This is a genomic window from Pseudarthrobacter phenanthrenivorans (assembly GCF_000813845.1).
In the GTDB taxonomy this organism is placed as follows: Bacteria; Actinomycetota; Actinomycetes; order Actinomycetales; family Micrococcaceae; genus Arthrobacter; species Arthrobacter phenanthrenivorans_B.
The window spans coordinates 169,467-181,438 of sequence record NZ_JWTB01000014.1; the positions used below are offsets into that span (position 1 = coordinate 169,467).

The window sequence follows — 11,972 nt, forward strand, 5'->3', positions numbered from 1 at the left end:
AGGGGCCATCAGGCCAGGCGTGCCACGCTGCGCCGCGACGGGCGGCGCGCTTCGCCGTCGGAAAACAGTCCCGGCGTTGCTTCCTGGATCCGCTGAACATCCTCGAACACGGCCCGGAGATGGAGGCGCAGGCTGCTGTCCGCGTCCGGGAGGTTGTTGGCTTCCAGCGCATCGACAACGGCGGTGTGCTGTTCGATCAGGGTGGACACCGGCCGGGTGTCCAGCAGGCTCATCCGGCGCGCGCGGTCCAGGTGCGCCTTGGCGGAATTGACCGCGGCCCAGGCCGATTCGTGTCCCGCAAGGCGCAGGAGTTCGCGGTGGAAGTCTTCGTCCAAGCGGAAGAATTCCTCCACATCGTCCTTGGCGTCCGCCTCGGACTGGGCCCGCAGGATGCTCCTCAGTCCAGCGATGCCGTCGCTGTCAACGGCGAGGTCCCGCAGCGAGGCGCACTCGATGGCTTCCCGGACGAACTGCGCTTCCGAGACGCGCCCCAGGTCGACAAGGGAGACAAACGAGCCGATCTGCGGAAACACCTGGACCAGCCCTTCCTCGCGAAGCAGGATGAGGCTTTCGCGCACGGGAGTCCGGCTGACCCCCAGCTCCTGGGCCAGTTCGTTCTCGGACAGCGGCTCGCCCGGCGGCAACTGCAGCGAAATGATCCTGCGCCGGAGTGTTTCAAGCGTCTGGTCGCGCACCGAAAGCCGGGGGGAAGCGCTTCTTTTGTCCGTTGCCATGGGACCAGTCTAGCCGGTTGACACACTAGAATGGTAGTGCTTGTATGGTAGTTGAAATCGACGTGCTGCCGGTCACTCTTGCCCCATCGAACAGGCCCGGCAGACCCAGCTTTTCCGCTGTCCACATCCCTCCAAACGCTCTCCCCTTCGACAGCATCACCTGCAAAGGAGCAACTGATGACCGAAAGCATTGCGCCGCCAACCCGCAGCCAGGCCGAAACTCCCAACACCCGGGACCTGGCCAAAGTGGCCGTCTCTGGATGGCTGGGCACCGCCATGGAATTCATGGACTTCCAGCTGTACTCTTTGGCGGCAGCCATCGTCTTCAACAAGATCTTCTTCCCGGACGTCAGCCCCGTTATCGGGCTCATCGCCGCGATGGCAACCTACGGGGTGGGCTACGTGGCCCGCCTGTTCGGCGCCGTCTACTTTGGCCGGATGGGTGACCGGATCGGCCGCAAGAAGGTCCTCTACATCACCATTGCCCTGATGGGCGCCTCCACCACCCTGATCGGAGTGCTCCCCACCTACGCCATGATCGGCATCTGGGCGCCCATCCTGTTGGTGGCGCTGCGTCTCATCCAGGGCTTCGGCGCTGGAGCGGAAATCGCAGGTGCAACGGTAATGCTCGCTGAGTTCGCCTCGGCCCGCCGTCGTGGCCTTATCTCGTCACTGGTCTGCCTGGGAACCAACTCGGGCACCCTGGGCGCTTCGGCCCTGTGGGCCATCCTCGTGGCGTCGCTTTCGCAGGAAGACCTGCTGAGCTGGGGCTGGCGCATCCCATTCCTGGCCAGCTTCGTGATCATGCTTTTTGCCGTCTGGATCCGTCGCTCCATCAAGGAAAGCCCCGTCTTTGAACAGCGTGCCGACGTCGTCGACGGCGTTGCCCTCACCAAGGACAAGATCAAGACCGCGGCAGCCAAGGCCCCGGAACTTGCCGGAACCAGCACCATCGAGGCCGCCCTGCACCAGAAGAAGGGCAAGTCCTTCCTGATCGCACTCGGCCTGCGCTTCGGCCAGGCCGGCAACTCCGGCCTGGTGCAGACCTTCCTGGTGGGCTACCTGGCCACCGTGCTGCTGGCCGACAAAACAGTGGGCACCAACGCCATCATGTACGGCTCCCTGCTTGGCTTCATCACCATCCCGGTGGTCGGCTTCCTGGGCGACCGCTTCGGCCGCCGCCCGCTGTACCTTGTGCTGAGCGCCCTGACTGCCGTGTACGCCATCCCGATGATGCTCATGATCACCAGTGGCAATCCAGCCGTCATCACCGTGGCCATGGTGATAGGACTCAACCTCGGCGTGCTGGGCCTGTTCGCCATGGAAAGCGTGACCATGGCCGAATTCTTCGGTGCCCGCACCCGCTTCACCCAGCTGGCCCTCGCCAAGGAAATCGGCGGCATCCTGGCCACGGCCATTGGCCCCATCCTTGCAGCTACGCTCACCGCCGTCACCGGACACTGGTGGCCGCTGGCCGCCATGCTCATTGGCTACTCGCTGATCACCCTGGTATCGGCCGCCGTGGGCCCCGAGGTCCGTGGCCGCGACATGGTCCGGCTGGAGGACGCGGTATGAAAGCCGTCGTCGTCCATGGCGCCAACGACCTGCGGATCGATGACCGGCCGGAGCCGGTGGCCGGGCCGGGGGAAGTAGTCATCGACGTCGAATGGGGCGGGATCTGCGGAAGCGACCTGTCCTACTGGCGGCACGGAGCGTCAGGTACCGCGGCGCTGAAGTCGCCGCTCGTCCTGGGGCACGAGGTGGCCGGCCGGATCAGCACGCTGGGCGCCGGCGTCGAACACCTCGAGGTTGGCCAGGCGGTGACGGTCCACCCGGCCGAACTCGTTGGGGACGGAACCATGCCGGAGCGCCTGCGCGGACGGACCAACCTCTACCCGCAGATCCGCTACTTTGGCTCGGCCGCCTTCGACCCCCACACCGACGGCGGCTTCAGCGAGCGGAAACTTGCCAGGGCGTTCCAGGTCCGCCCCCTTCCCGCCGGAGTCGACACCCGCCGCGGGGCGCTGGCCGAGCCGCTTGCCGTCGCCATGCACGCGGTCAACCGTGCAGGCAGCCTGCGGGGCCGGGACGTGTTGGTCAACGGCGCCGGCCCGATCGGATCGCTGGTCACCGCGGCCGCCAAATTTGCCGGAGCCCGCAGCGTCACGGCCACCGACATCAGCGATGTGTCCTTGAAAATCGCCAGGGCCATGGGCGCGGATGAGGTCATCAACGTGTCGGACAATCCGTTGCCCGCTGATATGGAGCTCGTCTTCGAGGCCACCGGGATCCCGGCAGTCCTGGGCGGAGTCCTGCGCGCCACGGCCCGCGGCGGCACGCTTATCCAGGTGGGCAACCTTCCCGGCGCCCCGGCGCCCGCGGCATTGGGCGACCTCGTCACCCGGGAAATCACCTGGATCGGCTCCTACCGGTTCGTGGACGAAATCACCGACGCCTTGCAGGCTATGCAGAACGGCCTGGACGTCTCACCCGTCATCACCCACACGTTCGGCATCAACGACGCCGAGGAAGCCATGCAGACCGCCGCCGACCCGACCGCCGGAAGCAGCAAGGTCATGCTCCGGCTCAGCGGAACCTGACATCCCGCTCCACCACGCAGCAGGAACTGCCGTCGTGGGCCCCGCGACGGCAGTTCCTGCGACCCACCTTGCCCGTACAACCAATTGAAGGACCCCCAGTGAAGATCACCGACGCACGGGTAGTGGTTTCGTCGCCCGGACGCAACTACGTGACGCTCGTCATTGAAACCGAGGACGGCATCACCGGCATCGGCGACGCCACCCTCAACGGCCGCGAGCTGGCCGTGGCGTCCTACCTCAGCGAGCACCTCTGCCCCCTCCTGATCGGCCGCGACGCCCGCCGTATTGAGGACGCCTGGCAGTACTTTTACAAGGGCGCCTACTGGCGGCGCGGCCCGGTGACCATGACGGCGATCGCCGCCATCGACGTCGCCCTCTGGGACATCAAGGGCAAGGCCGCGGGAATGCCGGTCTATGAACTCCTCGGCGGCGCCGCCCGTGAGGGCGTGATGGTCTACGGGCATGCCAGCGGCACCACCCTCGAGGACCTCAGCGCAGACTTCCAGCACCACCTGGACCTCGGTTACAAAGCCATCCGCGCCCAGGCCGCGGTCCCCGGGCTGGACAAGACGTACGGCATCGCGCCAGTGGACGGGAAGCTCTACGAACCGGCCAGCAGCAACGTGCCCCAGGAGGACACCTGGGAGACCACGGCCTACCTGGACTTCGCGCCGAAGATGATGGCCCACGTCCGGGAGGAGTTCGGGTACGGCGTGCACGTCCTGCACGACGTCCACCATCGGCTGACCCCCATCGAGGCAGGCCGGCTGGGTGCCTCGCTGGAGCAGTACCGGCCGTTCTGGATTGAGGATCCGACGCCGGCCGAGGACCAGTCCGCGTTCCGGCTGATCCGCCAGCACACCACCACCCCGATCGCCGTGGGGGAAGTCTTCAACTCGATCTGGGACTGCCAGCAGCTCATCACGGAACGGCTGATCGACTACATCCGCACGTCCGTGTCCCACGCCGGCGGCATCACCCACCTGCGCCGGATCTTCTCCCTCGCTGACCTTTACGGCGTCCGCTCCGGCTCCCACGGTGCCGGCGACCTCTCGCCGGTGTCCTTCGCGGCAGCACTGCACGTGGACATGAGCATCCCCAACTTCGGAATCCAGGAATACATGGGCCACCGGGACCCGGCGGGTGAGGTCTTCAAGAGTTCCTACACCTTCAACGACGGCTACATGCACCCTGGTGAGGCTCCCGGCCTGGGGGTGGAGTTTAACGAGGAAGCCGCCGCGCGCTTCCCCTTCGACCCCAAATACCTCCCTGTCAACCGCCGGCTCGACGGATCGGTGCACGACTGGTGAACGCTGCAGCACACAAGCCCTTCGATGTGGTGGTGATGGGGGAGATCCTGGTCGAAGTCGCCACCGACCTGCCCTTCGCCCACGGCGTTCCAGCGCAGCTTGGCATCTCCGGTGACGCCCTCAACGTGGCAGCAGCCGCCGCCGCTGCGGGTGCCAGGGTGGGCCTGCTGTCCGTACTCACCGACGACGACCTGGGCCAGGCGATTGCCGCGCGGGTCGCCGAGCTGGGTATCTCCACAGACCTGTTGCTGCACCGCCGCGGGCAGCAGGGCGTCTACCTGGTGCACAGCGACCCGGATGGCGAACGCGAGTTCTCCTACGCACGCAGCGGCAGCGTCGGTTCCACCCTGGGGCCGGACGACGTGGACCCCGCAGTGTTCACCGCGGCCGGCGCGGTGGTGGCGGGCGGCATCGCCTCCGCCATCTCGACGACGGCACGCGCCGCCGTCGTCAAAGCCGCCTCCCTGGCCCAGCGCTTTGTGTTCGATCCGAACTTCCGGCCCCGGCTCACCACCAAGGAAGAAGCGACGGCGGTCCTCGCCGAACTGGCGCCACAGGCCTTCCTCGTCACCCCCTCATTCCCCGGCGAAACCAGCGCGTTGCTGGGCGCATCCACGCCGCAGGAAGCCGCCGCCGGGCTCCGGGCCCAGGGCACAGCCAACGTCGCCGTGACCTGCGGTGCCGAAGGGATCCAGCTCGAGTCCGGGCAGGACTCGGTATGGGTGCCGGCCATCCCGGCCCCCGCGGTGGTGGACCAGACCGGCGCCGGCGACGCCTTCGTGGGGACCCTCACCGCACGGCTGGTGCTCGGGGACGACTTCCAGGCCGCGGCGCGGTATGGTGCCGCGGCGTCGTCGCTGGTGGTGGGCGGCAAGGGCGGAACGGGCTTCATCCCCACGTTCGAGCAGACGCGCGCCCACGCCGCGGCGTCCGCCCACTCCGTGGAAGGAGAAGTGTCATCGCACGCCTGAGTTCTTCATCCCTTGCCGCCACCGGCCAGCAGGTCCGGTTGCCGCGGGAGGAGCTGCAGCCCGGCATCGTCCACCTTGGCCTCGGTGCATTCGCCCGTGCGCACACCGCAGTATTTACCGAGGACGCCATGGCCTCCTCGGGGGACTACGAGTGGGCAATCATTGGCGTCACCCAGCGATCGGACACCGTGGCCCGCCAGCTGACGCCCCAGGACGGGCTGTTCACGGTCGCCGAAAGGGGCGCGGGTGCTGCACCGCCGCGGGTGGTTTCCAGCATTGTGGAAGCAATACCGGGGCGGGACAGGCCGCAGGACGTCGTGGACCGGATCGCTGCGGCGTCCACCAGGATCGTCACCCTGACCATCACGGAAAAGGGCTACCGGTTCGATCCCCTGACGGGCGGTTTGCACCTGTCCGACGACGACGTGCAGGCGGACCTCGCCGGACGTCCGCCGCTGACCGCCGTCGGCCAGATCACCCGCGGGCTGCAGCAGCGCGCACGCACCGGGGCCGGCCCCGTCACCATCCTTTCCTGCGACAACCTCCCTGCCAACGGCGAACTGACGGCGCGGCTCGTCCACGGGTTTGCCGCCGCACTGCCCGCGGCCGAATGCGATGACCTGCTGGCCTGGATCGCGGCAAACGTGGCGTTCCCGTCCACCATGGTGGACCGGATGGTGCCCGCCACCACGGACCGTGACCTTGCCGCCGTCGAACATGAACTGGGGGTGCGTGACGAAGCCGCCGTGGTGGCCGAACCCTTCAAGCAATGGGTCATCGAGGACACCTTCGCTGCCGGCCGACCCCGCTGGGAGGACGCCGGTGCCCTGTTCAGCGCGGATGTTGCAGCGTGGGAAGCGGCGAAGCTGCGGCTGCTCAACGCCAGCCACTCCATGCTTGCGTATCTTGGGCTGGCGGCTGGAAAGGAAGCCATCAGCGATGCCGTGGCGGTGGAGCCGTTCCGCACCGCCTGCCGGCGCATGATGCTGGCGGAAGCACTGCCCACCATCACCCTGCCAGCCGAACTCGATGGCGAAGAGTACTGCTCGCAGGTGCTGGAACGGTTCGCGAATCCGGCCTTGGGCCACACCACCGCCAAAGTGGGCAGCGACGGCTCACAGAAGATTGGGCTGCGCCTGCTGCCCACCATCCGCGGAACGCTCGACGCCGGCCGCGAACCCCGGTGGGCCGCCCTCGCGATTGCCGCCTGGATGCACAGGGTCGCTACCACGCCGCCGGCGGGCCTGAACGATCCGCTGGCCGCCGAACTCCACGCTGCCTTGCCCGCCGCCCGCACCGCGGAGACGGTCGTTCCCGCCCTGCTGGGATTCCGTCCCATTTTCGACCCCAGCCTGGCGCAGAACGAACAATTCACACACCTGCTCCTGCACTGGTACCGCACCCTGGAAAACGGGCCGGAAGGCCTGGGAAACGAGATCAACCATGGCTGACGCCTCCGCCGTCCTGAACACTTCACCGGTCATCCCGGTGGTCACCATAGACGACCCCCAGGACGCCGTGCCGCTCGCCCGGGCGCTGGCCGACGGCGGGGTGGGCATCATCGAACTTACGCTGCGGACCGAGTCCGCGCTGACGTCGGTCAAGCTCATCGCCGAGGAAGTCCCGGAGATCCTGGTGGGTGCCGGCACCATCCTCACCCCGGCGCAGGCCGACGCCGCCGTGGCAGCCGGCGCCCGCTTCCTGGTCAGCCCCGGCGTCACCCCCGCCCTGCTCACCTCGATGCTGTCCCTCGACGTGCCGGTGCTGCCGGGCGTAGCCACGGTTGGGGAGGTCATGGCGGTCCTCGACGCCGGCCTGGACGCGATGAAGTTCTTCCCGGCAGGACCCGCCGGCGGCCCGAAGTACCTTGCGGCGATCGGCGCCCCGATCCCGCAGGTCAGGTTCTGCCCCACCGGCGGGATCAGCCTGGCCACTGCGCCGGACTACCTGGCGCTGCCCAACGTGGCCTGCGTCGGCGGAAGCTGGCTGACCCCGGCAGACGCCGTCCAAGCCAAAGACTGGGACACGATCACCGCACTGGCCAGGGGCGCCGCAGCCCTTAGCCGGTAGGTCAGGCCTCGGCCGCGGCAGCCCGGACCTGGGCCTTGTCATGCTCCGCGTGGGCGTTGCGCAGCAGGGCCATGAATTCGGTTTCGTTGCGGATCAGCCGCTTGTACTTCTCGGGGAGCTTGCGGATCTGGCCTTCCTCCCGGCACATCTTGGCGAAGATCTTGTCGCGTTCGGCCATGTCCGTCTCATAGTTGAGATCCAGGTATTCGGTGGCATGCCGCTTTGCCCCGGACACCGCGTTCTTGGCCTTGCCCTTCGGGCTGAAGAGGGACGCCAGGATGGTCACCACCAGCACGCCCAGGATCACGGACAGCGACACGGCCGTGCTGACTTCCACAACGTTGACGTGCTCGCCGTCGTTGATGAACGGAAGCGTGTTCTCATGCAGCGCGTGCAGGATGAGCTTCACGCCAATGAAACCCAGGATCGCCGCCAGGCCGTACGAGAGGAAGATCAGCCGGTCCAGCAGGCCGTCGATCAGGAAGAACAGCTGGCGCAGGCCCATCAGGGAGAACGCCGTGGCGGTGAAGACGACGAACACGTTCTGGGTCAGCCCGAAGATCGCCGGGATGGAGTCCAGGGCGAACAGGATGTCGGTGCCGCCGATGGCCACCATCACCAGCAGCATGGGCGTCAGGACCCGCTTGCCGTTCTCCACGGTGAAGAGCTTGTCGCCGTCGTAGTGCTCCGACGCCGGCAGCAGCTTCTTGGCGAGCCGGACCACCAGGCCGTCGGAGTCGTCGTCGTGGTCGTCCGGCTTGAGCAGGTTGCCGGCCGTGACCAGCAGGATGAGCCCGAAGATGTAGAACACCCAGGCGAAACTGTTGATCAGGGCTGCGCCCAGGAAGATGAATGCCGTGCGGGCGATCAGGGAGAACACGATGCCGAACAGCAGTACCTTCTGCTGGTCGGCGCGGGGCACCTTGAAGCTGGCCATGATGATGAGGAACACGAAGAGGTTGTCGACGGACAGGGCCTTCTCCGTGACATAGCCGGCGAAGTATTCCGTGCCCATGTCCGAGCCGCCCAACAGCAGCACCCCCAACCCGAACAGCAACGCGATGCCCACGTAGATGGCGGACCAGGCTGCGGATTCCTTGAGCGTGGGCGTGTGCGCCTTGCGGACATGGAAGAAGAAATCGAAGGCCAGCAGCCCCACGATTCCCGCAATGGTCAGGGTCCAGACATACGCAGGTACTTCCACCCGGGGGCCTTTCGTTGGAGGTCCTCCCAGCCTACCTAAGCAGGCTTCAGGAGTTTGTTCTCCACCACGGCGGACCGGGACAGCGTCTTGTACCCCTCCTGTTCAAAGAGCACCGTGATGACGTCGTCTTCGTGCCGCATCACCAGCCCGGGACCCCATTCCTTGTGCACCACTGCGGACTGCAGCGGGAACGGCTCGTCCGCTGCGGAAGCCGGGCCGCCGCCGTCGGACGTCCTGCCGCCCTTCGTCCTGCCTGCCTGCTTCTTGTCCTGCTTCTTCGTCCCGGCCTTGTCCTTGCCACCTGCTGTTGGCTGCGCGTGTGCGGCAGCCGCCGCGCATCCGTCACAGTTTCCACAGGGCTCCGGCAGGTCCTCGCCGAAGTAGCCCAGCAGGAACTGACGCCGGCAGCCGTCGGTCTCCGCGTACGCACGCATCATGGTGAGCCGGGACTGGTCCACGCGCTGCCTCGCCTCGGCCAGTTCGACGGCGTCCCCCACCAGGGCGGGCAGCTTGGCTTTGGAGGTGAGCCGGATGCCCCGCTTGCCCGTGCTGACGGCGCCGATCTCTTCAAGCTGGTTGACCAGGCCGGTGATGCGCCGGGCCGGAAGGCCGGTGAGCTCCGCCAGGGACGATTTCGGGGCCGGGGCCTTGGCGGCCTTGAGGATCTTCAGGACGGCCAGCAGCGAATCGGGGTCGGGGGAGTGGGTGCTGAAGAACTTGCGCAGGCCCAGGTCCTCCGAACGGTAATGCAGGACGGCGGCCGCGGGGGCTCCGTCCCGGCCCGCCCTGCCGATCTCCTGGTAGTAGGCATCCAGCGACTCGGGGATGTCGGCGTGGACAACGAACCGTACGTTCGGCTTGTCGATGCCCATCCCGAATGCGGTGGTGGCCACCACGACGTCCAGTTCGTCGGCCAGGAACATGTCGTGGATGCGCTCGCGGTCCCCGGCGGACCGGCCCGCATGGTAGGCCTCGGTGCGCAGCCCCTCCTTGGCCAGCTTGGCTGCGTATTTCTCCGTATCCTTCCGGGTGGCGGCATAAAGCAGCCCCGGGCCGCTCCTGGCCAGATCCGCCACCTGTGCCAGCACGGCCTTGCGCTTGCCCTTGTCCTCGTGGTGCCGGACCACGTCAAGGCTGATGTTCGGCCGGTCAAAGCCGTGCACCAGGACCAGGGGGTCCTTCATGTCCAGCCGCTCCATGATTTCGTCCCGTACCGGCGGGGAGGCCGTGGCGGTCAGCGCGGCGACGGGCGGGTTCCCCAGCCGCTCCCGGACATTGCCAAGGGCCAGGTAGTCCGGACGGAAATCGTGGCCCCAGGATGAGACGCAGTGTGCCTCATCCACCACGAACAGCGAGATGTCCAGGGCTTTGATCCGGTCCACCGTCGACTCTTTGGCCAGCTGCTCAGGGGCGAGGAACAGGAAGACCGCTGAGCCCTGCTCGGCAGCCCGCCAGGACGCTTCGACGTCGGCATCACTGTGTGAGGAGTTGATGGCCACCGCCGCGCCCGGGCCAAGGACGTGGGACAGGCCGTCCAGCTGGTCCTCCTGGAGGGCAATCAGCGGCGACACCACGACGGCGGGACGTCCGGTCTTCCGGTGCAGGTGCAGGGCCGCCACCTGGTAGATCGCGGACTTGCCGTACCCGGTGGGCATCACGGCCAGGACGTCGCGTCCCTGGGCAAGGGCCGCCATGCCCGCCAGTTGGCCGTCCCTCAGGTGGGGCAGGGAAAAGGGTGACTCAGCAAGGGCCCGGAGGGCTGGTTCGTCGGACATAGGAAAGTGCTCCGCGCAGAAAGAAACAGCGGCCGCTTGCTTCAGCCGTGCCCACCAGCCTACGCCAGCCCCGGCCGCCGTCGTAGACACCGGCGCGCGGCGAATGCACCCGCCGTGTCCACAAACCCGGCCTGGAGCCGGGGCTGCCCGGCTGCCTTGACCAGGCCGGCTAGGGGTCAGACGTCAATGGTGGACATGTTGGGGTAGCGCGCACCCGCCGTTGCTCCGGCCGGTGCCAGCTGGTCAAGCAGCTGCAGCTCGTCCTGACTGAGCTCGACATCAACGGCGCCCAGGTTTTCGCGCAGCCGTTCCCGCTTCTTGGTCCCGGGGATGGGGACGATGTGCTCACCCTGGGCGAGCAGCCACGCGAGGGCCAGCTGGCCCGGCGTGCACTGCTTCCGGTCCGCCAGGTTCTTCACCCGGTCCACGAGTTCCAGGTTCCGGGTGAAATTCTCCCCCTGGAAGCGCGGCGAATGGCGGCGGAAGTCATCCTCGGCGAAGTCGTCCGCGCTGCGGATCTGCCCGGTCAGGAAGCCGCGGCCCAGCGGGCTGTAGGGGACGAACCCGATGCCCAGCTCGGCGAGCACGGGAAACACCTTGGTTTCCGGCTCCCGCTCCCACAGCGAGTACTCGGTCTGGAGTGCGGTGATGGGGTGAACGGCGTGGGCCCGGCGGATGGTGTCCGCGGATGCTTCCGACAGGCCCAGGTGGCGGACCTTCCCGGCCTGGACCAGTTCCGCCATGGCGCCCACCGTGTCCTCGATGGGGACGGTCTTGTCCACGCGGTGCTGGTAGTAGAGGTCGATGTGGTCCACGCCCAGGCGCCGGAGGCTGGCGTCACAGGCGGACCTGACGTAGTCGGGCCGGCCGTTGATGCCCACCCAGGAGCCGTCTTCACGGCGCTCGTTTCCGAACTTCGTGGCCAGGACAACGTCCCCGCGGCGTCCGGCGATTGCCCTGCCCACCAGTTCCTCGTTGGTGAAAGGGCCGTACATGTCGGCGGTTTCGAGCAGCGATCCGCCGGCATCGAGGAACTCGTGAATGGTGGCGATGGACTCCTGCTCGTCGCCGTTGCCGTAGAACTCGCTCATGCCCATGCAGCCCAGGCCCAGGGCGGAAACCGTCAACTGTCCGATGGTGCGCGTTTTCATGCCGTTTCTCCTCAAGGTCGAACCTGATGTCGAACCGGCCGGCCGGTGTCCATGGCCGGGCCGGTGCAGCGTACGCCACTATAAGCGCATACCCTCCGGATTGCGCCTGAAACTGGGGGCTGTTACCCCTAGACCGCCATGGGGGCCGTGCCTAGAC

The 11,972-nt window shown here is 67.3% G+C and carries 10 protein-coding genes; 6 read left to right on the forward strand and 4 right to left on the reverse strand.

The window, feature by feature from the left end:
* Nucleotides 1-8 precede the first annotated feature (8 nt).
* On the reverse strand, nt 9-734 hold the full coding sequence (locus tag RM50_RS08130; RefSeq protein ID WP_043451609.1) for a GntR family transcriptional regulator: 726 nt from the start codon (nt 732-734) through the stop codon (nt 9-11).
* A gap of 177 nt (nt 735-911) precedes the next feature.
* Here RM50_RS08130 and RM50_RS08135 point away from each other — a divergent pair, with 177 nt between their 5' ends.
* The 6 genes from RM50_RS08135 to eda all read left to right on the forward strand — a co-directional run bounded on the left by RM50_RS08135 (nt 912) and on the right by eda (nt 7,685).
* Complete coding sequence (locus RM50_RS08135) at nt 912-2,309, forward strand: MFS transporter (protein ID WP_043451610.1); 1,398 nt, start codon at nt 912-914, stop codon at nt 2,307-2,309.
* Nucleotides 2,306-3,334, forward strand: coding sequence for an L-idonate 5-dehydrogenase (locus RM50_RS08140; protein WP_043451612.1), 1,029 nt, complete (start codon nt 2,306-2,308; stop codon nt 3,332-3,334). The genes RM50_RS08135 and RM50_RS08140 overlap by 4 nt, the downstream gene beginning before the upstream one ends.
* Before the next feature lie 98 nt (nt 3,335-3,432).
* A complete protein-coding gene (gene manD, locus RM50_RS08145) occupies nt 3,433-4,644 on the forward strand; it encodes a D-mannonate dehydratase ManD (protein WP_043451614.1) in 1,212 nt (403 codons plus the stop codon).
* Entirely contained in the window at nt 4,641-5,615 is a 975-nt protein-coding gene (locus tag RM50_RS08150; RefSeq protein ID WP_043451615.1) for a sugar kinase, read from the forward strand. Before manD ends, RM50_RS08150 begins: the two co-directional genes overlap by 4 nt.
* A gap of 38 nt (nt 5,616-5,653) precedes the next feature.
* Nucleotides 5,654-7,066 carry a mannitol dehydrogenase family protein gene (locus RM50_RS08155; protein ID WP_240471910.1) on the forward strand — a complete coding sequence of 471 codons (1,413 nt, stop codon included), beginning with the start codon at nt 5,654-5,656 and terminating at the stop codon, nt 7,064-7,066.
* Nucleotides 7,059-7,685, forward strand: coding sequence for a bifunctional 4-hydroxy-2-oxoglutarate aldolase/2-dehydro-3-deoxy-phosphogluconate aldolase (gene eda, locus RM50_RS08160; RefSeq protein ID WP_043451617.1), 627 nt, complete (start codon nt 7,059-7,061; stop codon nt 7,683-7,685). The genes RM50_RS08155 and eda overlap by 8 nt, the downstream gene beginning before the upstream one ends.
* Before the next feature lies 1 nt (nt 7,686).
* On the opposite strand, the gene RM50_RS08165 is transcribed toward eda, so the two are convergent.
* The 3 genes from RM50_RS08165 to RM50_RS08175 form a co-directional block, all read right to left on the reverse strand.
* Complete coding sequence (locus RM50_RS08165; protein ID WP_043451619.1) at nt 7,687-8,889, reverse strand: TerC family protein; 1,203 nt, start codon at nt 8,887-8,889, stop codon at nt 7,687-7,689.
* Nucleotides 8,890-8,924: 35 nt separating this feature from the next.
* Complete coding sequence (locus RM50_RS08170; RefSeq protein WP_052260048.1) at nt 8,925-10,664, reverse strand: RecQ family ATP-dependent DNA helicase; 1,740 nt, start codon at nt 10,662-10,664, stop codon at nt 8,925-8,927.
* A 176-nt stretch (nt 10,665-10,840) separates the two neighbouring features.
* Nucleotides 10,841-11,815, reverse strand: a complete 975-nt coding sequence (locus RM50_RS08175) for an aldo/keto reductase (protein ID WP_043451621.1) — start codon at nt 11,813-11,815, stop codon at nt 10,841-10,843.
* Between the last annotated feature and the right edge of the window lie 157 nt (nt 11,816-11,972).

Bases quoted from the DNA above. Each gene is read 5' to 3' on its own strand.
- RM50_RS08130 (WP_043451609.1), bottom strand. From the start codon at position 734: ATGGCAACGGACAAAAGAAGCGCTTCCCCCCGGCTTTCGGTGCGCGAC.
- RM50_RS08135 (WP_043451610.1), top strand. From the start codon at position 912: ATGACCGAAAGCATTGCGCCGCCAACCCGCAGCCAGGCCGAAACTCCC.
- RM50_RS08140 (WP_043451612.1), top strand. From the start codon at position 2,306: ATGAAAGCCGTCGTCGTCCATGGCGCCAACGACCTGCGGATCGATGAC.
- eda (WP_043451617.1), top strand. From the start codon at position 7,059: ATGGCTGACGCCTCCGCCGTCCTGAACACTTCACCGGTCATCCCGGTG.
- RM50_RS08170 (WP_052260048.1), bottom strand. From the start codon at position 10,664: ATGTCCGACGAACCAGCCCTCCGGGCCCTTGCTGAGTCACCCTTTTCC.
- RM50_RS08175 (WP_043451621.1), bottom strand. From the start codon at position 11,815: ATGAAAACGCGCACCATCGGACAGTTGACGGTTTCCGCCCTGGGCCTG.